The organism is Exiguobacterium sp. MH3 (genome assembly GCF_000496635.1).
Classification (GTDB): Bacteria; Bacillota; Bacilli; order Exiguobacteriales; family Exiguobacteriaceae; genus Exiguobacterium_A; species Exiguobacterium_A indicum.
Genome location: NC_022794.1, coordinates 1,796,130 through 1,820,197, shown reverse-complemented (window position 1 = coordinate 1,820,197; position 24,068 = coordinate 1,796,130). Strand labels below are relative to the sequence as shown.

24 protein-coding genes and 1 tRNA gene are annotated in these 24,068 nt (G+C 43.3%); 15 read left to right on the top strand and 10 right to left on the bottom strand.

What is annotated here, in order from left to right:
- Positions 1-72: 72 nt before the first annotated feature.
- From U719_RS09745 to U719_RS09735, 3 genes are read left to right on the top strand one after another with little or no spacing between them, the layout of a single operon-like run.
- Entirely contained in the window at positions 73-816 is a 744-nt protein-coding gene (locus U719_RS09745) for a 5-bromo-4-chloroindolyl phosphate hydrolysis family protein (RefSeq protein WP_023468595.1), read from the top strand.
- On the top strand, positions 803-2,011 hold the full coding sequence (locus U719_RS09740) for a toxic anion resistance protein (RefSeq protein WP_023468594.1): 1,209 nt from the start codon (positions 803-805) through the stop codon (positions 2,009-2,011). The genes U719_RS09745 and U719_RS09740 overlap by 14 nt, the downstream gene beginning before the upstream one ends.
- Before the next feature lie 47 nt (positions 2,012-2,058).
- Positions 2,059-2,625, top strand: a complete 567-nt coding sequence (locus U719_RS09735) for a deaminase (RefSeq protein WP_023468593.1) — start codon at positions 2,059-2,061, stop codon at positions 2,623-2,625.
- Positions 2,626-2,895: 270 nt separating this feature from the next.
- On the opposite strand, the gene U719_RS09730 is transcribed toward U719_RS09735, so the two are convergent.
- Positions 2,896-3,381, bottom strand: a complete 486-nt coding sequence (locus tag U719_RS09730; RefSeq protein ID WP_023468592.1) for a hypothetical protein — start codon at positions 3,379-3,381, stop codon at positions 2,896-2,898.
- Between the two features lie 139 nt (positions 3,382-3,520).
- Between U719_RS09730 and U719_RS09725 the strand changes: the two genes are divergently transcribed.
- The 3 genes from U719_RS09725 to U719_RS09715 are packed head-to-tail and all read left to right on the top strand — an operon-like array spanning position 3,521 to position 6,076.
- Entirely contained in the window at positions 3,521-4,711 is a 1,191-nt protein-coding gene (locus U719_RS09725) for an HD domain-containing protein (protein ID WP_023468591.1), read from the top strand.
- An 11-nt stretch (positions 4,712-4,722) separates the two neighbouring features.
- A complete protein-coding gene (locus tag U719_RS09720; protein ID WP_023468590.1) occupies positions 4,723-5,682 on the top strand; it encodes a GTP-binding protein in 960 nt (319 codons plus the stop codon).
- Positions 5,675-6,076, top strand: a complete 402-nt coding sequence (locus U719_RS09715; protein WP_023468589.1) for a reverse transcriptase-like protein — start codon at positions 5,675-5,677, stop codon at positions 6,074-6,076. Before U719_RS09720 ends, U719_RS09715 begins: the two co-directional genes overlap by 8 nt.
- A 22-nt stretch (positions 6,077-6,098) precedes the next feature.
- Here U719_RS09715 and U719_RS09710 read toward each other — a convergent pair whose 3' ends face one another.
- Positions 6,099-7,403 carry a hemolysin family protein gene (locus tag U719_RS09710; RefSeq protein ID WP_035396939.1) on the bottom strand — a complete coding sequence of 435 codons (1,305 nt, stop codon included), beginning with the start codon at positions 7,401-7,403 and terminating at the stop codon, positions 6,099-6,101.
- A 118-nt stretch (positions 7,404-7,521) separates the two neighbouring features.
- On the opposite strand from U719_RS09710, the gene fumC reads away from it, so the two are divergent.
- Positions 7,522-8,916: a class II fumarate hydratase gene (gene fumC, locus U719_RS09705; RefSeq protein WP_023468588.1), complete on the top strand. Its 1,395-nt coding sequence runs from the start codon at positions 7,522-7,524 to the stop codon at positions 8,914-8,916.
- A gap of 80 nt (positions 8,917-8,996) precedes the next feature.
- Positions 8,997-10,514, top strand: a complete 1,518-nt coding sequence (locus U719_RS09700; protein WP_023468587.1) for a diguanylate cyclase — start codon at positions 8,997-8,999, stop codon at positions 10,512-10,514.
- Positions 10,515-10,564: 50 nt separating this feature from the next.
- Here the strand turns inward: U719_RS09700 and U719_RS09695 are convergent, their stop codons facing one another.
- Genes U719_RS09695 through U719_RS09685 form a run of 3 tightly spaced genes read right to left on the bottom strand, consistent with a single transcriptional unit; the run spans position 10,565 to position 12,498 of the window.
- Entirely contained in the window at positions 10,565-11,041 is a 477-nt protein-coding gene (locus U719_RS09695) for a dihydrofolate reductase (RefSeq protein WP_023468586.1), read from the bottom strand.
- Positions 11,038-11,832, bottom strand: a complete 795-nt coding sequence (locus U719_RS09690) for a thymidylate synthase (RefSeq protein ID WP_023468585.1) — start codon at positions 11,830-11,832, stop codon at positions 11,038-11,040. The genes U719_RS09695 and U719_RS09690 overlap by 4 nt, the downstream gene beginning before the upstream one ends.
- A 48-nt stretch (positions 11,833-11,880) precedes the next feature.
- Positions 11,881-12,498: a hypothetical protein gene (locus tag U719_RS09685; RefSeq protein WP_023468584.1), complete on the bottom strand. Its 618-nt coding sequence runs from the start codon at positions 12,496-12,498 to the stop codon at positions 11,881-11,883.
- A gap of 224 nt (positions 12,499-12,722) precedes the next feature.
- On the opposite strand from U719_RS09685, the gene U719_RS09680 reads away from it, so the two are divergent.
- Positions 12,723-14,393, top strand: coding sequence for an alpha-glucosidase (locus U719_RS09680; RefSeq protein WP_023468583.1), 1,671 nt, complete (start codon positions 12,723-12,725; stop codon positions 14,391-14,393).
- A gap of 235 nt (positions 14,394-14,628) precedes the next feature.
- Here the strand turns inward: U719_RS09680 and U719_RS09675 are convergent, their stop codons facing one another.
- The 3 genes from U719_RS09675 to U719_RS09665 all read right to left on the bottom strand — a co-directional run bounded on the left by U719_RS09675 (position 14,629) and on the right by U719_RS09665 (position 16,352).
- A complete protein-coding gene (locus tag U719_RS09675) occupies positions 14,629-14,985 on the bottom strand; it encodes a PilZ domain-containing protein (RefSeq protein WP_023468582.1) in 357 nt (118 codons plus the stop codon).
- Between the two features lie 59 nt (positions 14,986-15,044).
- A complete protein-coding gene (locus U719_RS09670; RefSeq protein WP_023468581.1) occupies positions 15,045-15,743 on the bottom strand; it encodes a queuosine precursor transporter in 699 nt (232 codons plus the stop codon).
- Between the two features lie 126 nt (positions 15,744-15,869).
- Positions 15,870-16,352: a GNAT family N-acetyltransferase gene (locus U719_RS09665; RefSeq protein ID WP_023468580.1), complete on the bottom strand. Its 483-nt coding sequence runs from the start codon at positions 16,350-16,352 to the stop codon at positions 15,870-15,872.
- Between the two features lie 204 nt (positions 16,353-16,556).
- Here U719_RS09665 and U719_RS09660 point away from each other — a divergent pair, with 204 nt between their 5' ends.
- Both U719_RS09660 and U719_RS09655 read left to right on the top strand, forming a co-directional pair.
- Positions 16,557-16,871 carry a hypothetical protein gene (locus tag U719_RS09660; RefSeq protein WP_023468579.1) on the top strand — a complete coding sequence of 105 codons (315 nt, stop codon included), beginning with the start codon at positions 16,557-16,559 and terminating at the stop codon, positions 16,869-16,871.
- Between the two features lie 41 nt (positions 16,872-16,912).
- Positions 16,913-17,704: a class I SAM-dependent methyltransferase gene (locus U719_RS09655; RefSeq protein ID WP_023468578.1), complete on the top strand. Its 792-nt coding sequence runs from the start codon at positions 16,913-16,915 to the stop codon at positions 17,702-17,704.
- A 56-nt stretch (positions 17,705-17,760) separates the two neighbouring features.
- On the opposite strand, the gene putP is transcribed toward U719_RS09655, so the two are convergent.
- Positions 17,761-19,233 carry a sodium/proline symporter PutP gene (putP, locus tag U719_RS09650; protein ID WP_023468577.1) on the bottom strand — a complete coding sequence of 491 codons (1,473 nt, stop codon included), beginning with the start codon at positions 19,231-19,233 and terminating at the stop codon, positions 17,761-17,763.
- A 261-nt stretch (positions 19,234-19,494) separates the two neighbouring features.
- Positions 19,495-20,670 (bottom strand): MalY/PatB family protein, encoded by a 1,176-nt coding sequence (locus U719_RS09645; protein WP_023468576.1) that lies wholly within the window; start codon positions 20,668-20,670, stop codon positions 19,495-19,497.
- Positions 20,671-21,107: 437 nt separating this feature from the next.
- On the opposite strand from U719_RS09645, the gene U719_RS09635 reads away from it, so the two are divergent.
- The 4 genes from U719_RS09635 to U719_RS09620 all read left to right on the top strand — a co-directional run bounded on the left by U719_RS09635 (position 21,108) and on the right by U719_RS09620 (position 23,941).
- Positions 21,108-21,178: transfer RNA gene (locus U719_RS09635), tRNA-Thr, on the top strand.
- Between the two features lie 89 nt (positions 21,179-21,267).
- Positions 21,268-22,155 (top strand): helix-turn-helix domain-containing protein, encoded by an 888-nt coding sequence (locus tag U719_RS09630; RefSeq protein WP_023468574.1) that lies wholly within the window; start codon positions 21,268-21,270, stop codon positions 22,153-22,155.
- Between the two features lie 7 nt (positions 22,156-22,162).
- On the top strand, positions 22,163-23,053 hold the full coding sequence (locus U719_RS09625; protein WP_023468573.1) for a helix-turn-helix domain-containing protein: 891 nt from the start codon (positions 22,163-22,165) through the stop codon (positions 23,051-23,053).
- Positions 23,054-23,065: 12 nt separating this feature from the next.
- Entirely contained in the window at positions 23,066-23,941 is an 876-nt protein-coding gene (locus U719_RS09620) for a helix-turn-helix domain-containing protein (RefSeq protein WP_158408700.1), read from the top strand.
- Positions 23,942-24,068: the final 127 nt, after the last annotated feature.

Here is a 24,068-nt window from a genome sequence, read left to right as displayed (position 1 = left end):
GACGTTACGTAATGTTAAAATAAAGACACGTAAACCTGATAGAAGAATCAGTACGAAGGAAGAGGGGATGACATGAAGTCTTCATGGTGGATATTTGGTTCCATCGGTATGATGTTCGTATTTCTACAATTGGCCGATACGTTCAACTTCTCGGGAATCTTCATCGCTCTTGGTTTGTGGTTCATTTGGAGCGGTTATCGAACAAAACCAGGTCGACGATATCGGACAGAACGGAAATCGACCGAAATCAAGCGGAAAAATGTGAAAAAGAAATTACTACTTGATGACGAAGATGAGTTCGTCGGAAGTGTCATTTTAAAACCGGAACGGGCGACACGCCGATTTGAAGAGACGGATGATTTAGAACTTCAAGTATTGCAACGGACGATCGAAGAAGGATTCACAAAAATCCAGACGTACGATCAAATCGTTCCCTCTATTCGAGATAGTGAAATCAGAAGTGAGATGCGCATCGTCTCACGGGAAGCACATGTCTTGTTCGAGGAGTTATATGAAAGTCCACGCGACGTCAAAAAAGTTCGGGACTTCTTTACGTTCTATCTGGATTCCTTACTGTCGATTTCAGAAAAATATGCCGATTTGGAACGCCGTGGCGCTCAAGTTCAATTGGATACGAAAAATCAATTGATTTCGAACTTGAAAATGATCGGACAAAAATTAAAGCAACAACAAACCTTGTTGCTTGAAGGGGATACCGTTGATTTAGAACGGGAACTCTTAACGATTGAAAAGGTATTGACGCAAGAGACTGAACAACGAAAACAGGAGGAGAGTTACCGACATGACCCATTCTGATAAAGATACATGGCAACAATGGCCTGATGAGCAAGATCAACCGACGATTTCTGATCCGTCGGTCGACTTAAACGTAGCGGAGACACCGCCCAAAATGCCGGCTCGCCCTGTCGAAGAAATGATTCCTTCGGATGTTCCGGCAGAACAACGACAAAAGATTGAACGTCTACTGCAGGTGATCGATCTACAAAAAACGGATGCCGTCATGCAATTCGGGGCGCCCGTTCAGCGTGAACTATCCCAATTCTCTGATCAAGTCTTAAGTGAAGTGAAGATGAAGGACGGCGGGGAAGCAGGGAAATTACTGAGTGACTTAATGCAGCGTGTCCGCCAAATGGATCCAGATACGCTTCAAGAAAAAAAGAGCTTCTGGTCGAACGTGCCGGTCATCGGTCGGGCGAAGAAAAAAGCGGAAACGTATTTCTTGCAATACGAGAAAATGAGCGCTTATCTCGAAGAAGTCGTACACAATCTTGATCGATCAAAATTTGGATTGATGAAAGACATCACGTTACTCGATCAAATGTATCAAAAGAACAAGCGTTATTTTGAGGAATTAAACGTCTATATTGCAGCTGGCGAGACGAAAATCGCTCACGTTCGTCAACATGAAATCGAACCGTTACGAACGGAAGTCGAGGTATCGCGGGATCAAACGAAGTTACAGGAATTGAATGACTTGATTCAATTGACGGATCGTTTTGAAAAGAAAATCCATGATTTAAAATTATCCCGAACAATTAGCTTGCAGATGGCACCGCAAATTCGTGTCATTCAACAAAATAACCAAATTCTAGCGGAAAAAATTGAATCAGCAGTCGTCAATACGATTCCACTTTGGAAGAACCAAGTTGTCCTATCTTTGAGTCTGTCGCGTCAAAAAGCAGCACTTGAAATGCAGAAGGATGTCACCAATACGACGAACCAGTTACTTGAGCAAAATTCGAAGTTGCTGAAGGAATCGTCGATTGAAATTGCGGAAGAAAACGAAAAAGGCATCGTATCCGTCGAATCGTTAAAAGTAGCGCACCAAAACTTGATCGAGACACTGGATGAGACATTACGCATCCAACAAGAAGGAAAACAAAAACGCCGCGACGCAGAGCATGAACTAGAGCGAATGGAGAATGAATTGAAACAAAAAGTCATCGAAGTCGCCTCAAAAAGCAGAGAATTACCGAATCGACCATACTAAGGAACACGACATTTCGTGTTCCTTTCCTTCATGAAAGGAGAGTTTGAATGAATAATGAAGAGAAGCAGTTGAAATGGGATACGACATGGTTATTATTCGCACGGATGATGGCAGACCGTCATTCAAAATGTGCCTCAAAATCCGTTGCCTGTGTCATCGTTAAAGATGAAAAGCCAATTTCGATCGGAATAAACGGAACACCTAGTCAGCATGTGAATTGCAACGAAATTTACTTAAAGCAAGATGGTATTCTCTATACATCACGTCCTGACCACCCGATTGTTGAAGAATCGGTTGAACGAAACGGAACTCTCTTTTATCGGTGCGAAAATCAGGAAGAACACCATGAATGGTCGAAGCAACATGAGATTCATGCTGAAATCAACGCGCTCGGTAAGCTAGCAGCTGATTCGACGAGCGCGCGTCATGCAACAGCTTATGTCACACATAGTCCGTGTCATGCGTGTAGTTTAGCGCTCATCGCTTCTAAAATCGATCGTGTCGTTTATTCGACAGGGTATGAGTATGGGGACGGACTGAACCTGATGCGACAAAGTGGAATCGAAGTCATCCACTTGCCACTCGCAAACGAATATTTTCTTGAAAAAATTTAACGAAAAAGGGTTGTAAACGCTTCCATAGCATTGTATGATGAAATCAAGCATTGCCATGGTAATTATTCACTCTTCCATTCGGACTGATTTTCAATCGAAAATCGGTCCACTTTTTTTTTAGAAAAGAATTGACAGGACTTGAATAGTTTGGCATGATGACTATAGAATATGACGAAGCGGAACGCCGCATTTTCATACAAAACCAATCAAGGAGCTGGAATGCCAGGTCGTTGAATGAAAAATCCTGACTCACATGAGTCAGGATTTTTTTTATGGATGAACAAGTGTCGCTTCCTTGAGGCGTTTAGCACGGATTGCGCATTTTGTGGCGACCGCACCTGAGAGGATCGTCATGAATCGCTGACAGAGGATGTCTGGTTGCGATTGATGTAAAAACAGTTGATGTAATAGTCGGTTGAAGGCGGCGTCTAGCGAAGACAAGTGCCGTTTGATTGCAGTGGGAGACATATCTTGAATTTCCTCTGCTTGGTAGCCAGCATCACTTTGGAAAGCAGAGAGGATGAGAAGCTCTGTTTGCGCATCAGCCAACGTTAGCCCTTGTTCTTGGACATGATGACAAGCCTCACGCAATTCATGAATCAACAAATGTTCCAAAGCATACGACGTATGCATTTGATATGGATCGTACACCTGGACAGCTTGCCGAATTTGATCGCGTGTCACGATTTCGGATACCGTCCATTGATCGAGTGTGCCAACAGCTTCACTGTATAGTTGAGTAAGTGGTCGAATCATCGTTTCTCCTCCTTAAGCATAAATGGACTTCCAGTTTCATCATAATTCATTTAGAAAACGCTTACAATATCTGTTTATTAGTAGTCGTGATGAAATCGTGTCTGCTATGATATGAGTGAAGAAAAAGGAGTGAGATGACGTGATTCAATTATTCAAAGCACTTCCGGAAGTGACAATGCCTTCTTATGGAAATGATGCTTTTTCCATCCATCAATCGAATCAACCGATTGGACTTTCGATAGAGACGCTTGTTCCGGGTGAACGAATCGAAGAAGTGTTACTCGTTGCCTCTGGTGAAATCCGTACTGGTCAAACCGGGAGAGAATGGTTACAGTTCACGTTCAATTCGCCCGCTGGATCTTGTAAGGGAAAACAGTGGATCAATCAAGGAACGGCAGAAGAAGCACTTCGTCCATATTTCGAAACACGAATCGTTCGGGTCGAGGCGAAGGTAGAGGAATATCCGCCGCAATCCGGAAACAAGTCATTGACCGTTCAGCGCGTCACTCCGATTCATGATGCCTCACCGACGCAGTTCTTGCCGCAATTACCGGCAGATGAATCCCTTGAAACGTATCGTGATCAGTTGTTTGGACTAATCGATCAACTTGATTCTCCTTACCAAGAAATCGCACTATCGATTCTGCGACAGTACTGGGCGGATTTTTCAACACGACCGGCTGCTCTGTTTCATCACCATGCCTATATCGGTGGGTTGCTGAAACATACTGCTTGTATGATGACGATTGGTCGAGGAATCTGTGATAGTGAACAACCATACTTGACGCTACTCAAATGTATTCAAGAAGCAGAAGCCGATCATAAAAATGAACTCTTCCAAGCAGCTGAACGAGAGATACGTCAATTTTCTTGGGATGACAGTTTTGATGCCCTCTATCAAGCGGCAAAAGGGATTGCTCTGTTAGATCAACGACCGAATCCGAATGAGTTGTTGCTCGGTATTTTATTGCACGACATCGGAAAGCTATGGGAGTATACGCATGCGGGTGCATCGACAGATCGTTTTTCAAGACTGTTGCACGTAACAGAGGAAGAGGAAGAACTGGCAGGTATTGCGCTTGATCCGGACGGTGTATTGATGGGTCATATGCCATATGGTTGTTTTGTTCTTGAACAAACACTTCGAGAAGAAGATATCCGATTACCGCGTGCTGTTTATCACCGTCTCATGCATATGGTATTATCACACCATGGTAAACGCGAGTGGGGATCAAGTGTTACGCCGCAAACGACAGATGCTTGGTATCTTCATGCGATTGATCTACTCGATGCACGAAAAGAAAAATGGCGTCAGCAACAAGGACGCTAAGGAGTGAAATCATGCAAGACAAAATACGTACGACCGTCATCACTGGTTTTTTAGGTGCCGGTAAAACTACGCTACTCAATCATCTCGTTTCTCAACCGACAGAAAAATTTGCCTTGCTCGTCAATGAAGTAGGTTCTGTTCATATTGATGAAGCATTGATTGAACGAAGTGACGAAGAGATGATCGAATTGACGAATGGCTGCATTTGTTGTTCGATTCGCGGCGATTTACGGGATGCGTTGCTACGGATCGCAAAACGCCGTCGAGATGGGGAGTTATCGTTTGATCGATTATTGATTGAGACGACAGGCGTTGCGGACCCAGGACCGATTCTACAGACATTCTACTTTGAGCCGGCTGTTGAACAGTCCTATCAGATTTCAAGTGTTGTCACAGTCATCGATGCGTACCACTTGGAACGTCAACTGACGTTCCAAGAAAATGTGAAACAAATCGGCTTTGCTGACGTCCTGATCTTGAATAAAATGGATTTGATTGACGAGTCAAAGCGCGAAACGTTGTCCGCTTTACTGCGCGAACGAAATCCTTCTGCAGCTATCATTGAAACGGAACAGGCTCAACTTGAATCGGACCGACTGTTTGAAACGTTCCATTTTCCAAAAGAAGAGCAAGTACGACTCAGTCAACAAACGGATCAGATTCATCAGTCGGTTGAGGATTTCACGGCATTGACGATCGTCGAGGAACGACCCTTGAACCGAAATCGATTCGGAATGGTCCTACGTGAGGTGTTAGAAGCGTATGCGGAAGATCTCTATCGCTATAAAGGAATCATTCATTTTGCAGATACGGATCGAAAGGTTATTTTACAAGGTACTGGCATGATTTACGGCACAGCAATCAGAGAACCATTTAGCGAACAACCAAAGACGACGCTCGTCTTCATTGGGAAAGGGCTAGATGAACAAGCGATACGAAAAGGAATCGAGGCGGCAATTGAACATGGTTGAACTTTATTTTGACGGTACGGTCCGTCCTTCAAATGATGAAGCGGCGGTTGGGCTTTTCAGTAAAAATTCCGAGGGAGAAGTCACGGAAAAAATGTATCAAATTCAAGCGATCAATAATCATGAAGCAGAATTTATTGCTTTTGCGAAAGCCGTCGATTGGGCGCACGAACTGATTGCACAAGGCGAGAGCGTCATTTCGTTTCGGACGGATTCAGAAGCGGTTGCACTCGCAGTCGAACGCGAATTCGTCAAGAACAAACGAACACAGACGATTTTTGATCCTGCCTTTGCGCGTTATCAACTCTTACCACTCGCTTTCGTGAAGTGGATTCCACGGTCGGAGAACAAAGCAGATCGTGTCGCACGAGAAGCGTTACGATTATACGAAGCATGATTGACGACAAACACCCCTATCCTCACGGTAGGGGTGTTTGTTCATGTTCGATGCGCTCGATCAGAATTTGGTCGACGCGTCGTCCGTCTAAATCAACGACTTCAAACCGGTACGGTCCAATTTCGACAGTACTTCCACGGGAGGGTACATCACCTAACGTATATAGAATCAAACCAGCAACCGTATGATAGGCGTTCAACTGTTCACCGGGTAAGTCTTCTGTATAACCGAGCGTCCGCTTTAAATCATCAATGTGCAATAGACCATCCGCGAGGAAGGAGCCATCCTTTCGCATGACGAGTTCCGGTTCTTCCTCGACGCTTGAAATTTCGCCAACGAATGCTTCGAGGATGTCGAATAAGGTGATCATGCCGAGGAAACCACCGTATTCATCAAGAACAAAGGCGATGGATACCGTCTCTTTGCGCATCCGTTCAAGCAAGACGGTTGCTTTCAATTGACGGGGAACGATCAGTGGCGACTGAATCAGTCGTTCAAGTTCCTGGATAGGTCGTTCCGTTGATAGCACCTCTTTCGCATCGATGAAACCGACGAAGTGATCCAGGTCACCATGACCAACCGGTAAGTTTCGATGTCGCGCTTGCCGGAGCTCTTGTAAGATCGTGTCGGAGTCATCCGCTAAGTCAATCCATTCGGTAACGGTACGCGGCTCCATCAGTTCGTACGCGTACAAATCATGAAAATCAAACACACGAGAGACTTGCTCTGCTTCAGATCGATTGAAGGTGCCCTCTTGCGTACCACGAATCAGTAATTGCCGGACTTCGTCTTCCGTCTCGTCTTCTGTTTGCAGGCGATCCAGACCAATCAAACGGAAGATGGAACTCGTCGACTTACTTAGAACCCAAATGAATGGTCGAAGCACAATCGAGAAAAAACGCATCGGTGGGGCAAGCCACATCGTGACCCGTTCTGGACTGACAAGGGCGATACGCTTAGGAACGAGTTCACCGATGACGAGCGAAATATAGGTGATGATCGTTACGACGAGAATATAACCGATCGTACTGGCATAAGGAGCGAGCCACGCGAATTGAGCAAGCCACTTGATGACCGGTCCTGAGAGAGCAGCACCACCAAAGGCACCATTGACGATTCCGATTAACGTGATGCCGACTTGAACAGTCGATAACAGATCGGTTGGTCGATCGAGTAACTCTAACGCAACATGGGCTGACTTTTTGCCATCATTCGCTGCTTTCTCTAATTTGGACCGTTTAGAGGAAAGCAAAGCGAGTTCAGTCATCGCAAAAATACCGTTTGCTAGAATCAAAAGCAGTACAATCGTTAAGTTAATCAACCACATGAAATCTTCACTCCTTTTTTCGATAATAAACTATTCCCGAAAACTGTCTCTCTCATTCCCATTCTGTCTACTTTTGCGTTAAACTAAAAGAGAAATAATCAAAAGGGGGAATTTGTTTATGGAATACCGTGTAGAACGTGACACGATGGGGGAAATTCGTGTACCAGAAGCGCAGGAATGGGGCGCACAAACACAACGTAGTCTAGAAAACTTTAAGATCGGAACGGAAAAAATGCCGATTGAAGTTATTCGTGCCTTTGCAGTCCTGAAAAAAGGAGCGGCGCTTGCGAACCGCGACTTAGGCGTGCTTGAGGCAGAAAAAGCGGGTGTCATCGCTGAAGTATGTGACGAGATCATCGCGGGGAAATTCGATGATGAGTTTCCGCTTGTCGTTTGGCAAACGGGTTCAGGTACACAGTCGAATATGAACGTCAATGAAGTGATCGCTCGGGTCGCGACACGTAAGTTGAAAGAACAAGGCAGTGAGACGACGATTCATCCGAATGATGACGTCAACAAATCACAAAGTTCAAATGATACATATCCGACAGCGATGCACTTAGCAGCGAAGACAGTCTTGCTGGAATCACTATTCCCAGCAATCGATGCGTTGCATGCGACACTTGACGAAAAAGCGAACGCGTTTGCGGATATCGTCAAGATTGGACGGACACACTTGCAAGATGCTACACCGATCACACTCGGTCAAGAAATCAGCGGTTGGGTCCGGATGCTTGCACTTTCGAAGCAGATGATCGAACGGACGCTTGATCCGTTAACAGAATTAGCAATCGGAGGTACGGCTGTTGGAACGGGCATCAACGCACATCCGGACTTCGGTGATTTGGCTGCGCAAAAGATGAGCGAGGAGACGGGATATGAATTCACGAGCGCGGAAAACAAATTCCACGCCCTAACCAGCCACGATCAACTCGTCTTTACGCATGGTGCGGTCAAAGCGTTAGCGATGGACGCGATGAAGATCGCAAACGACGTTCGCTGGCTCGCGTCAGGTCCACGAGCAGGAATCGGCGAAATTACGATTCCAGAAAATGAGCCGGGAAGCTCAATCATGCCGGGGAAAGTCAATCCGACTCAAAGTGAAGCGTTGACGATGGTCGCAGCGCAAGTCCTTGGAAACGATGCGACGATTGGTTTTGCTGCAAGTCAAGGAAACTTCGAACTAAACGTCTTCAAGCCGGTCATCATGTATAACTTCATACAATCGGTTCGTTTACTGACAGATGCCTTGCATTCGTTCAATGAACACTGTGCGATCGGAATCGAACCAGAACAGTCCGTCATCGCTGAGAACGTCGAACGTTCGTTGATGCTCGTCACTGCACTCAACCCGCATATCGGATATGAGAATGCGGCGAAAATTGCAAAGGCAGCGCATCAATCCGGGTCAACCTTAAAAGAAGCAGCACTTGCGACTGGTCTACTAACAGAAGAACAATATGATCAATGGATCGTACCAGCAGATATGGTCCGTCCGAACTTAAAAGCGTGAGTTGAAAAAGCGGGGGATTTCCCTCGCTTTCTCTTTATCCGAGGATTGTTCTTCGGATGTATAGAAAGAGAGGGGATTGGATGGAACGAAGTCGAAAACGAATAGAAAAACAACTGCAACAGACGATCATCATGGTCGAGACGTTACTTCGGATGCCGGCCGTGCCACGAACAGAACTACTCGCATTGGCAAGCTGGCTTGAAGGACTCGGGAGAGAGGAACTGTTCAGAGGACTTGCCGATCAAGTGAGTCGGGAAAAAGCGACGTGGGAACAAATGAATGCGGTCATCACGCAGCCAATCGTTAAAGAATTACTGCAGCCAATCGTCGATCAGTTGTCGGACCGTTCACGCGCCAACCGGATTCGAAAAGAATTGGTCGTCACTGTGACAAGACGTTTTCTTGAGAATATCAAATGGAAAAAATCGCTCGAACAGGAGCGCTATATGTCACGATTCTTCAGTTCGGTGGAAGACACGTTGTCGATATCACATGATATTGCTATGGATGCCGTCATTATCGACCATTCATCTATCGTGGAATCATTGGAGTTGTTCCAAAAACTGATCAAACAAATGGAGTCAGCATTCGTTCCCGTCATCATCGTAGGTCCAAACCGGTCTGATATTCGTCAAGTCAGCTATGAGATGGGAGCCGATGACTACTGGGATGAGACAGTGACGAATGAAGAACGACATGTTCGTCTAGCGAGACTATTACGAAAATTAAGGGTCGTATCTTCGACGATCTTGGTCGATGAACTGACGGGAGCTTATAACCGGAAATACCTCCAAAATGCCTTTGATCGTCGCGTAGCACGTCTCGAACGTGAACAGCGGACATTTGGGTTAGCGATTTTTGATATCGATCATTTTAAGAGGATCAATGATTTACATGGACATCCAACGGGGGATTTGGTCCTCTCCGAACTAGCTACCATCGTTCAACAAGCCGCTCGTCTCGATGATGAATTCATTCGTTTCGGTGGTGAGGAATTCATCTTATTGTTTTCAGCAGAAACAGTACCGCAAGCCGTTGCGAGTATGAATAAAATTCGCGAGCGTGTCGAGCGCCATATTTTTGCGAACGGATTAAAAGTAACGGTTTCGATTGGTCTCTCCTTTGCTTTTGATCTCCTCACATCCCTGGCGCAAGCAACAGCAGAGGCAGATGAAGCTCTGTATCAAGCGAAACGTAATGGTCGTAATCAAGTGGTGTCCTATTCGACAGCGATATCGATCGAAAAAATACCAGTCTATATCCGTGTCGAGGAAGGATTCCTTAAACAGGTACATACGCTTGATATGCCGGGTCATCCGAAATACCATATTGAGGTGATTCCGCTAGATGATCAACGGACGTCGCCAATACAATTGGCGATTCTTTCACTCGATCAGTTAGCAAGCGAGAACTTTGTACGATTAGAGGAGTGGAGACAACAACGGGAATCGATCATTGATGCTTTGGTCGTGACGGATCAAGAAGACGATCGTTTAGCCAATGCGCTATCATGCGGTGCGACAGACTATATCATGACCTCACAGATCGATTCTGATATGGAGGAATGGATTGCTGAATGGATCATGCAAATTCCTTAAAAAAACAGCCACATTCGTCCATCATACGGAGCAATGTGGCTGTTTTTTAGTTACTGATCATATCGACGAATGATGAACGGATAATCGTTTCCCTCGACCGCATCATAATGTATTTCGGAAGTAATCTGAAATGAAGACGGGATTTCGGGATAATGTACATCTCCAGAAAGAACCGCATCAATTTCGGTGACATACAAGCGGCGAGCAAGAGGAAGCGTTTGAGCAAACAACTCTCCACCACCAATTAAAAAGACTTCTTCTTCTGAATCGACGTATGGTTGTAAAGCAGATAAATCATGCCATACCGTTACACCTTCGGCTGCAAACGTCTGATCGCGCGTAATGACGATGTTCTCTCGACCGGGCAACGGTCGTCCGATGGATTCGAACGTCTTTCGTCCCATGATGATCGGTTTGCCAATCGTCGTACGCTTGAAGTGAGCTAAATCAGCTGGAAGGTGCCAAGGCATCGCATTGTCACGACCGATGACATGATTTTTTGTAAACGCTACGATATGTGTGATCATACGGCTACCACACCTTTAATGTGCGGATCAGGATCATAGCCTTCAATGATGATGTCTTCGAAGCGGAAGTCTTCAATACGATCGACTGTTCGAGCGAAGCGCAGCGTCGGTAATTTTTTCGGGGTACGCGTCAACTGAAGATTAACTTGTTCAATATGATTTGAATAGATATGAGCGTCACCGAGCGTATGAACGAAGTCACCAACCTCAAGTCCACACACATGAGCAATCATATGTGTCAGTAACGCATAAGATGCAATATTAAATGGTACGCCTAGGAAAACATCAGCTGAACGTTGATACAATTGGCATGATAGTTTTCCGTCAGCGACATAAAATTGGAACAAGAGATGACAAGGTGGTAAAGCCATCTCATCGACTTGTCCAGGATTCCAAGCACTGACGATCAAACGACGAGAATCCGGATTCGTCTTAATCTGTTCAATGACTTGTGCTAGCTGATCGACCGTCGTACCATCTGGACGTGGAAAAGAGCGCCATTGTGCCCCGTAAACAGGACCTAGATTTCCGTTCTCATCGGCCCATTCGTTCCAAATCCGCACACCATTTTCCTGTAGATAACGAATATTCGTATCACCCGAGATGAACCAAATCAACTCATGGATGATCGACTTCATATGTAACTTTTTCGTCGTAATGAGAGGAAAACCATCTTGAAGGGAGAAGCGCATTTGGTGACCAAACACGCTGAGTGTTCCCGTTCCCGTCCGGTCTTCCTTTTTTGTTCCGTGTTCCAAAATGTGTTCGCAAAGTGCATGATATTGTTCCATCGGATGACATCTCCTTTTCGAAAAATCCAAATTTCATTGTACCATAAATTAAGATTTTGAGGATGTCGGTAAATGTCTTGCGAATAGATAACGGAATAAGCCAAAGAGCGGAATCACGTCTTGCCACTCTAGTGATTGTGCATTCCGAACACGAATGCGCCGGAGCAGATAGACTTGCAGAATGTAGAATAATAACAAATCGACGGTCATCGTTCGAACGAATTGATTGGTCTCAAAGTAGATGCGGAATATACTCCAATCAGACCGAGCAAGAGCAATCCAAAGCAATAATGTCGTCACGACGCTGAGTAAGGCGACGACGGTAGGAATCCACCCGCGACGACGAAAAGGAAGAAACGTTTTCCTTGGAATAGCGAGGGCGACATAAGGCATCAACACGAAGGCACCTAAGAAGAACGATCCAATACTTGCGACGAGCGGTCCGGGGCGCATGAATCGTTTCTCATCTAGAAATAGTAAAAAGAAAGCGAACGGATAAATACCGAGTAAGGCAAATAAACTTAACGCGGATGTATCAAATTGACTTTGGTCGAAACGTAAAAACGACATCAAGAAACCTTCTGGAAAGACACGATTATTTCCAAATAATAAGATGAAGACAATAGCAATCGCCCAGACAAGGAAGAGCAAATATCGACGATACATTTGTCCACACTCCTTTCTCATACCTTTCTTTCCCATCATCTTGGATGTAGTAAACACTTGCATTTCATATTTCATGATATCAAATATGTTAAGGTTCTTGCTTGAGCACCTCTCATGGACATGTTAAGATGACGTTGTGAGAATTGAAAGCGCTTTTACAAATTGATGCAATCGTTTGCTCAATATGTAGCACGTTACGTACATAAAAGAGGAGAGTGTTGAGGATGGAACGTAAATGGTGGCATGATAGTGTCGTTTATCAAATTTACCCACGTAGTTATAATGATTCGAATGGGGATGGAATCGGTGACTTGAACGGAATCATCGAAAAGTTGGATTATTTGAAGACACTTGGTATCGACGTCATTTGGCTAAGTCCTGTCTATGATTCACCGAATGACGATAATGGCTATGATATCCGTGATTATGAAGCCATCATGAAGGAATTCGGGACGATGGATGATTTTGATCGTCTTCTAGATGAGGCACATGCACGAGATATCAAAATCGTCATGGACCTCGTCATCAATCATTCGTCAGATGAACATCAGTGGTTCGCGGAGTCGCGTCAAAGCAAGGACAATCCATATCGGGATTATTATATGTGGCGCCCGGCAAATCCAGACGGTTCGCTACCAAACAACTGGGGATCGATTTTCTCTGGACCTGCCTGGGAATATGATGAAACAACGAATGAGTATTACTTACACTTATTCTCGAAGAAGCAGCCTGACTTGAACTGGGAAAATGAGCAGATGCGTCATGATGTGTACGGGATGATTCGTCGGTGGTTGGATCGAGGGATTGATGGTTTCCGAATGGATGTCATCAACTTGATTTCGAAGACACCCGGCTTACCAGATGCGACGGTCCATCCAGGAGCACTGTATGGAGATGGTGGAGAACATTATATCAACGGACCGCGTGTCCATGAGTTTTTACACGAGATGAACGAAGACTCCTTCGGTAAATACGATGTCCTGACAGTCGGTGAGATGCCAGGAGCGACGACGGATGATGCCATTCTTTACACGGATCCGGCACGTAAAGAGGTCAACATGGTCTTTACGTTCGAACATATGGATCTCGATTCAGGTCCGAATGGGAAATGGGACGTCATTCCGTTTGATTTACTTAAACTCAAGCAAAACTTCACCAAATGGCAGACGGCCTTACATGAGACGGGTTGGAACTCGCTCTATTGGAACAACCACGATCAACCCCGTGTCGTTAGTCGATTCGGAAATGACACGACGTACCGCGTCGAGTCAGCTAAAATGCTTGCTACATTGTTGCATTTGTTAAAAGGGACGCCATATATCTATCAAGGCGAGGAAATCGGCATGACGAACGTCGCTTTTGAAGACATCGCGGACTATGAAGATATCGAAATTCGAAACATGTGGAAAGAACGTACGGAACAAGGGGCATCACCGGCTGAACTACTACGTTCCATCCATATCAAAGGACGAGACAATGCGCGGACACCGATGCAGTGGGATGCGTCGGAGAACGCTGGTTTCTCAACGGGAACACCGTGGTTGAAGGTCAATCCAAACTATCCGGAAATCAACGTCGAACAGGCGCTTGCAGATGAGCAATCCATCTTTTATTACTATCAACAGTTGATTCGTCTACGACATGACCATGAGCTCGTCGTCTATGGTCGCTATCAACTCTTACTCGAAGATCATCCAGAAGTTTACGCCTACTCACGAACGCTTGAAGGGGAGACATGGTATGTCTACTGTTCGTTTGCGGATCATGATGTGAATATTCCGTCTACGCATGATACGTCAGATCGGGTCATCGGAAACTATGAAGAGTCCGTCATTACCGACGAACTCACACTTCGACCTTATGAGGCAGTCGTCTTCCGTACGTTTGAAGGTTGATTCATCTAGCCATAAAACAGAGGGCTGACTCAAAAAAAGAATGACGCGTCTTTTCACGCCCCTTTCTCAGGCGAGACACTAAGCCCGCTTTCCTACTTCATTCAAGCAGGAAAGCGGGTCTTGTTTGTCTCTGAAGCGCATAAATGCGCTGTTTCCTATAGAAGTTGCGTGTGACGCGTCATTTTTTACGAGAAAAGGGTGGCAGATCATCATTCTGCCACCCTTTCTTTATAAATTATCGCTCCAATTGAGCGACTTGTTTAACCTGAGCGATGATTGTATCACGATCAGTCGTTGATGGATTGAGGCGGATGCCATACAGTCTTTCGGGACCCACTGGCTTCTCGTGCAATAACTGACCTTCGATGCACAAAGGTTCTTGACCCTCGATCAATGAGAACTCAACCACGATTTTCATTGATTTGAGGAGTGGAAGTTTTAGTTCTGTGCTGATTGCTAGTCCGTTCGGTGAGATATTATGAATTTTCATCAGCCCTTTAGGAGTACGCTGGTCATTTTTCAATAAATGAAATTCACCTGTTATTGGTTTTTTCAGCGTATATCGAAAGGGTTCATTCCGTTTAATTTTCATGTAGGCACCTCCACTCCCATTATCCGACAATTTCGTCAAGTCTTCTAGTTTTTTTTAGATCATGCAGCAGCGTCTGACGATTGTTTCGTTGGGTGGATACGTTTTGCTAAATACATGAATGGTGTCGCGAACCAAGCGACGACGAATTTCGCAAGATACGTCGTAATGAAGATTTGCCACCAGATGGAGAAGGGCATATCGTGAAAGGCAATCGCACAAAACGTCAACGTATCAAGCAATTGACTTAATACGGTTGACCCTGTCGTCCGTAACCAAAGCTTACGTTCGCCTGTCTTCTGACGGATCTTTGAATAGATAAAGACATCGAATAGTTGCGAGACGAGATAAGCGGCAAGACTACCAACAGCAATCCATGGTAAGAGTCCAAACAATAAATGCAAGGAATCGGATGTTTCGAGTGCAGCCTTATCAGCAAGTGGTGTATACAAGAGACTGAACTGCATGAGGACGGTCGTCGTGATCAGGGAGAAGAACCCCATATAGACGCCTTTACGAGCGACCTGTTTTCCGTATTTTTCATTGAGGATATCTGTCGCTAGATAACAACTGCCATACACGACGTTCCCTAACGTGAAGACGAAACCAAAAATATCGACGGTTTGTGTGACTTGGATGTTTGCAATGATTGTTGCGATGGCAATCCACATCAACAATCCTGTCTTACCAAATAAATAATAACTGAAAATCAATAATCCCATCGTTAAAAAAATGGAAGGGATCCATAACCATTCGTTCATGAGATGTACTCCTTTCTGTTCATACAGATGAAAATTGTACGCTGAAATTCATCAACTGTCAAAGGTGACGAAGCGATGAGGGGCATTAAAAAAAGACCATGAGTTTCATGGTCTTTCGGATGGTCTTTAGCCCATTCGTTGCAGAGAGTACCGACGACGTCTTCCTTTGACGTAATAGTTCTCTGTCGACGTAAAATCATTCGCTTCCAAAATGCGTTTTGCAAACGAAGCGTGTGGTGATTGTTCAAGGACACGCGCGCGTACTTCGTGACGATCTAGTACCCCAGAATACGTCAATGCTTCAGCAACTGCTTGAGTAGCTAGACCCCGACGCGTATAGGGATCAAACACCATGAAGTCGAGTTGGAAGTAGTGACCCATTTTTAAGAGCAGAACCCGCCCCATGATCGTATCCGCTTCAACGATATCAAAGTAATAATCTTCAGGATAGCTGTGCTCGACGGAATCAAAAGCCCGCTCTTCTCCAAGCTCATGGTCATACCCTTTGATTTCTTGCGGAGTCAGTCCATATGCTTGCTCGCCATACTTCAAGAAATGATCGTACTCAGCTTGATCGACATGACGTAATGTTCGACGTCTCAATTCCATCACAAAATCCTCCCTCATCCCAATTGATGCTTCGTTTACATTATAGCGATACCCTCCGTGCAATTGCAAAAATTAACTAAAGCCGATGCGTAGTGACAAATATAAAAAAAGTCATTCTGTAATCATCTTGTGATTGTTTTAATTCCCGTGGAATATGGTAAAGTAATGATGTAGACAACTGCATACTGGAAGGGGCTGGAAAACGTGTTCACAGAACGTGACGGAATCAAATTGCGTCTAGAGCAAATCGAACGATTGTATTCGGACTTGAATCGTGAAGCGAAACAATTGACGGAACGCTTACGCCAATTAGATGAACAAGGGGATGAAGTTCAACATGATCTTTCCCTTAATAAAGAAGACCGCGATCATTTGAAGTCAAGCATCGATGAAACGCTTCAGGCACTCATGAAGCGGACCACGGTCGATGCAAAAGTCGAACAGGAAAAGCAAGAAGACCTAATTTCGAAAAAAGCATTGATTGAAGATATCGAAGGATTATTGAAGAAAAAGAAATAAGCTAGCTCCGGCTAGCTTATTTTTTTATGGAGGAACGCATTATGAAACCAACCATTGGACTGACGACATGTCTTCGTCCGACTGACGACGTGCATCATCGTGTGAAGCAGTTGTTAGCGGATGAGACGATACATTTTATCTATGTCGTGCGTCAGAAAAAAAGCATAGAACACTTGCAACAGGAGACAGGATTACCGGTGCTTGTCGTCGATAAACAACGGCTTGATTTATATCCACTAGGTGAGACCACATCGTTCTTTTTCCATCCTTCAAGTGCGGTGTTTCGCATCAAACAAATTGATGCAGGAGGAGGCGATCCTCTCGTTACAATCGGACGCTTATCGGAAGGGATGCGTGTGCTTGACTGCACACTTGGTCTTGGAGCAGATGCCATTGTCATGAGTCATTCCATCGGAGAGCGGGGGCGGATCATCGGGTTAGAAAGCCGGGTTGAGACAGCATTTGTCGTCAAGAATGGATTAAAACGGTGGGAAGAATCTTACGAACCGATCAATCAAGCGATGCGACGAATCGAAGTGAAAGTCAAACACCATTTAGCCTTTTTGAAAGAATGTCCGGATAACTCCTTTGATGTCATCTACTTTGATCCTATGTTCGAACAGACCGTCGAAGAATCGACGCATCTCGACGCTTTACGAACGCTTGCGAACTATGAAGCTTTATCTGTGGAAGCGATGGTGGAGGCGAAGCGTGTGGCACGTCAGCGTATCGTTTTAAAAGCACATTATGAGAGCCCCTTGTTTGAACGGTTTGGGTTCGAACGAACAAAGCGTAAAACGTCGAAGTTGCATTATGGCGTGATTGAACTGTAGATCAAAAAAAGACCTCTGCCAATCATACGGCAGAGGTCTTACTCGTTATTCGCTGATTATTGAACAGCGTCTTTTAATTCGTCTTCCATCTCTTCAAACGTTTCCTGAACGGCATTGACTGGTTGTTTCGTCATCAAGCTGACAACGACCGTAAAGATCAAGCTTGTGAAGAATCCAGGTACCATTTCGTAAAGCGTCGTACTAAGTCCGAGTTGAACCCAGATGATGACAGTCAAGGCACCTGAGATGATACCAGCCAGTGCACCTTGTTTCGTCATCCGTTTCCAGTAGAGAGAAAGCAAGATGATCGGACCAAAGGCAGAACCGAATCCAGCCCATGCATAACCGACAAGTGCAAGAATCGTCGCTGACGGATTCCAAGCGAGTACACTTGCAACGATTGCTACGAGAAGCACAGAGATTCGACCAGTAAAGACGAGTTGTTTATCCGTTGCATCCTTTTTCAAGAACGTTTTATAAAAATCTTCTGTCAACGCACTCGAAGTAACGAGCAACTGTGATGAAATCGTCGACATGATTGCTGCAAGAATCGCAGCCATCAAGAACCCAGTGATATAAGGGTGGAACAGTACGTCAGAGAAGCGGATAAAGACCGTTTCCGGGTCGCCAAGTCCGTTCCCTTGACCTTCGAAATAGGCGATTCCGACGAGTCCTGTCATCATCGCACCAAGAATCGAGATGAACATCCATCCGATCCCGATACGACGGGCGCTTTTTAAATCCTTGACTGAGCGAATCGCCATGAAACGGACGATGATGTGTGGTTGACCGAAGTAACCAAGTCCCCAGGCAAGGAATCCGATGATTCCAAGAACTGTTGTTCCTTTAAGTGGATCAAACAACGAAGGGTCTAATTTTTCAGCGTAGTTGTATGCACCATCGACTCCGCCGACGTCTGTCAATGCGACGACAGGAACAAGCACGAGTGCGATGAACATGATACAGCCCTGGACGAAGTCGGTCCAACTAACTGCGAGAAAACCGCCAAATAACGTGTAGGCGATTACGACCGCAATCGTCAAGAGCATACCATAGTGGTAATCAAATCCGAATGAGCTGACAAATAATTTTCCACCTGAGACGATTCCAGCTGATGTGTAGAACGTGAAGAAGATGATGATGACGAGTGCTGATACAGTACGAAGCACACGTGATTTGTCTTCAAAACGATTCTCTAAGAAATCAGGGATCGTAATCGAGTCGTTCGCCATTTCCGTATAAAGTCGAAAACGTGGTGCGAGTACTAAATAGTTTACGTAACATCCAATCAATAATCCGAGTGCGAGCCAGAGTGCTGAAACACCTGTCGCGTACATGGCGCCGGGAAGTCCCATGAGCATCCATCCACTCATATCCGATGCACCAGCAGAGAGTGCTGTGACACCTGGACCGAGATCGCGTCCGCCTAACATGTAATCTTCTGTATTCGTCGTTCGCTTGTAGGCAAAATAACCGATTGCCAACATGAGAACAAGATACAGGATGATTGAAATCCATTCTTGCGTCATAAAGTTAAATCCTCCAAATGCAATAGTTTTTTTCAGCGATCAAGCATGTATTGACTCATTCGCCAAATGATATGTTCCCCACCTTACAGGGGATAAAACGACTTTGCAAGTCACGTCAAATTCATGAAAAGTACCGCTACGCCTAGTGCCTTAAGGGATTGGGACGGTTTTAGTCCCTGTTGAAGTTCTACTAGTTCGAATGTTCAGAATAATTAAATGAAAAATAAATGACCCTAATAAATTAGGATCATTCGTGTCATGTTAATGGGTCCAAAACTGTTGGTATGCGGAGCTTAAACGGTCTAATGCCTGATCTAATTGTGCACGAGGACACCCGATATTTAACCGTTCAAATGTTTCTCCGCCAGATCCGAACGAAGAACCATGTGTTAGAGCGATTTTTGCCTCCTTGACGAGCCAATCTGCTCGTGTTTTACTATCCAGTTTGAGTGCTTTGAAGTCGATCCACAACAAGAAAGTTGCTTCTGGAATGACAACGTCTAATTTTGGCATCTCTTGGCGAATCCGACGGATGGCATGGTCACGATTTCCTTCTAAATACACAAGTAATTGTGACAGCCATTGTTCACTCATAGCATCACCATACGCTGCTGAAATCGCAGTCGAAGCCAATGCATTCGGGTGAACGAAATGACGTTGTTGGACACGTTCGATTTGTTGACGAATCGAGATGTCAGGTACGATTAGATAAGACGCATAGAGACCCGGAATATTGAACGTTTTGGATGGGGCACTCACTAAAATGAGTTTTTCATAATCCAAACCGAGAATGGGCGTGTGCACGGAACCTGTATAGACGAGGTCCGCATGAATCTCATCGGATACAAGATAAACATCATGTTGCTTCGCGAGTTCGACGATTTGTTGTAATTCTTCTCTCGGATAGACTTTACCGCTTGGATTATGCGGGCTACAAAGAATCATCATACGTGCTGTTCGCATTTGCCGTTCGAGAAGTGAAAAGTCAGTCTGGTACGTCTCACCGTCTAAAAGAAGCGGATTTTCAATGAGTTGTCGTTGATTAGACTGAATGATTTGATGAAATGGAGGATAGACCGGTGTCTGGATGATGATTTCATCACTCGGTTCCGTCAGTGCGAGGACAGTATGTGCAAGTCCTGGAACAACACCACTTGAGTAGAGAATGGAATCAGTAGTGATTGTGACGTCATATCGCTTTTGAAACCATTGTTGAATTGCTCGTTTGGCTTCGTCTTCAAACATCGAGTAACCGAAATGACCTGTAGCAGCACGTCTAGTCAATCGTTCTGTCAAATTGTGGGGTGGACGGACGTCCATGTCGGCGACCCACATTGGAATCAGCTCATCTGATCCATATAGCGAAGGGAGCCCGTCCCACTTGACGGATCCTGTATTTCGTTTCTCGATCGTTTCATCAAAATTGATTTGTTCCATCAGACTTCACTCCTGTTCTTCAATAGTTGAATGACTCCATTTCACCATAGCGGATAGAGAGAGAGTGGGGCAAGTCGAAAAAATAAAGGTTTAACATTTATACGATCAGGCAATTACTAAACTCGAACCTACCATAATGAAACGGAGTGATGATCATGTTGCATTCTAAAGTAGTCGTCGGGCGATCGCCTGAGGAATTAGAGGAAAGACTTAATGAATTTTTTGAAAATAATGGGGTCGGATCAAACGCCATCATTACATTAAAATTTTCAACATTCGTTGCGTCTAAAGCGGATGAACATTATTCAGTTTTAGTCGTCTATGATAACTCGCTAACGAAAACTACACTGTAAATGAGTGACAAGAAGTTGAGCTGAAAAGCATCGACTTCTTGTTTTGTCTTTTTCTATAAGTTATACTAAAATTAGGTTTTACAAGCTTCCGTAGGTTAATGGCAGACCTCAGCAATGGTAATGCTGCAGTGCGAGTTCGATTCTCGCCGGAAGCATAGACACGTCTTCCGTCTCAAGTGATATATACTTGAAACGGAAGACTTTTTTCATGAGTTCGATATTTTTGATTTGAGGAGTGACCTCTATGCATCCAGTCATTCATTCTGTTGGTGATAAAATCAAACAAGAACGAAAAAAACAAGGAATGACACAAAAAGCACTTTGTGAAGGAATTTGTAGTCAGGCTGAAATCAGTAAAATCGAAAATGGTCGAAATTCCCCAACGATTGATTTGTTACAGCAGATTTGTCGAAGACTACGCATCCCGATTTCATTGTTTTTTGAAGATGAAATCGTCTCACAAAAATTAAATGAAATAGACCAACGAATGATTCGGCATTTGCGTGAAAAAACGTACTCAGATATGGCAAAAGACTTAGCAAAATATGAGAACGTCAATAATGCGGTTGAAACTCAAATTTTAATTCGCTACCATCAAGAATTACTAGACTATGAAAGAGGAAATATTGATTTTCGGACATGTATCGCCTCTTTATTACAAGTTGTCAGACAGGAACAGATCAAAGACAAATCATTTCTTCTTTATACACGAATTCAGATGGTAATTGCTGTTCTGTATACGAACCACGAAGAATATAGTCGTGCCCATCAAATCTATAAAGAACTATTAGACTTACCTTATCAAACAAGAGAATATAAAAAAATTCGAATGAAGATCATGTATAATTTCATACGTAATTTAGTAGAGTTTGAACGATTCGAAGAAGGGTTGCAGGAAGTTGAGAAGGTCATCGAAGAGACAAAACAATTGCAGGATTTAACGTATCTCGGACAGTTTTATTTTCAAAAAGGAATCTTATTAGAGGCGTTAAAAGCATCTGAATCAGAAACAAAAGAAGCGTATACGACCGCTTATTCTTTTTTCATTGCTACTCAGAATCACTCTTATCTAAAAATCCTTGAAACCTATTTTTCTGATCACCTCTTATTTCCGATTAATGAAAGTGAGTGAACAAAAAATGATAGATTTACCAACTTCATCGATTGGTAAAAAAATTAAGATGTTACGATTAGAAAAACGGATGACTCAAAAGGAACTGTGTGAGGATATTTGTAGTCAAGCTGAGATTAGTAAAATCGAGAATGGAAGAAACATTCCAACAATTGATTTATTACAACAAATTTCTAGAAAACTACGAATACCCATTTCTTTATTTTTTGCGGATGAACAGGTCTCGCAAAAGTTGAACGAAATTGACCAAAAAATGTTACGGCATTTTAGAGAAAAAACGTATGGGGAAATGTCAGCAGAGTTAGTTCAATATTCTAACTCTACAACCATATTTGAAATTAGAATTTTTATTCATTATTATCAAGTCCTGCTTGAATATGAAAGAGGAAATATTGATTTTCGTTCATGCATTACATCCTTACTTCAATTAGTTGCGCAAAAGAAAATCATGGAACAGTCGTCTCTTCTTTATATTCGAATTCAAATGGCAATTGCTGTTCTCTATACGAATAATAAGGAATATGCGCATTCTCACCAAATTTATGAAGATTTATTAAAAATGCCATATCAGACCTGTGAATATAAAAAAATTAAAATGAAAATCATGTACAATTATTTAAGAAATTTGTATAGACTAAAGCGATTTGAAGAAGGATTGCAAGAAGTTGAACAAGTAATTGAAGAGACAAAAAGACTACAAGATTTAACATATCTTGGTCACTTTTATTATCAAAAAGGTTTCTTTTTAGAATCATTATATGCTGCAAATAATGATATTAGAGAGGCATATACCATTGCCTATTCCTTTTTTATTGCAACAAATAATCATGCTTACCAAAAAATTCTTGAAGTGCATTTAGCAGAACTATTGCTATTCCCAATAGATGAAAGTGAGTGAAAAATGATGAAGATGAATTCACTAACTTCATCGATTGGTACAAAAATAAAACAGTTGCGTATTGAAAAGCAGATGACACAAAACGAACTGTGTAATGGTATTTGTAGCCAAGCTGAGATTAGTAAAATTGAAAATGGTTTGAATTCACCCACTGTAGATTTAATGAAGCAAATTGCCACTCGATTAAAAGTTCCAATTGCACTTTTATTCGAAGAACTTCAAGAAAACGAAGAAATGGAACGCTTTGATCAGACTGTTTCAGCGCTACTTCGAGATGAAAAGTATGAGCAAATCAAGAGATACATTTCTAAGCACAATAATAATGAAAATATTGAGTTAGTCATATTAAATGCATATTTTCGAATCATCGTCGACTTGAAACAGGATCAGTATGATTTTAGGACCGCGACTTTCCTATTAAATAACCTTCTAATTGAACGGGATGTTCAAAACGAATCAATCACTTTGTTCATTCGAATCAAAACCGCGATTGCCAATTTATATGCTGAACATAAGCTATTCCATTTAACGACGAATTCTTATTTGGATATCGAAATTTTGTTAGAGAGTCTTAATAGCTCATTATATGTCACCTCTTTAATCAAAATTTATTTTAATCATGCCCAAATCCTTTTGTATCAAGATCTGTTTGAAGAATCAAAAATATATATTCAAAAAGGAATTGAATTATGTTTACTTCATCAGCAAACTTTTCTTTTAGGGCATTTGTATTTTCAATTAGGTAACTATCAAGAAGCGGTAGGAATAGATTCATTTCAAAAAACATATACAGTTGCGTATACATTGTTGCATGCATTAGAGCTTAAATCGACTAAACAAAAAGTTGTTGATCTAAAAGAGGAACACTTATTATTTACTTTTGAGTAGACTTAAAAGTAATCCTATATAGGCGCTTGTCCCAATGCGAAATCTTATACTATATCTTGTTTTTTAGAGTGCATAAAATTCGCTATCTTCTTTATCTGTTAAGAAAAATTTTTCGGAATCAAAAACT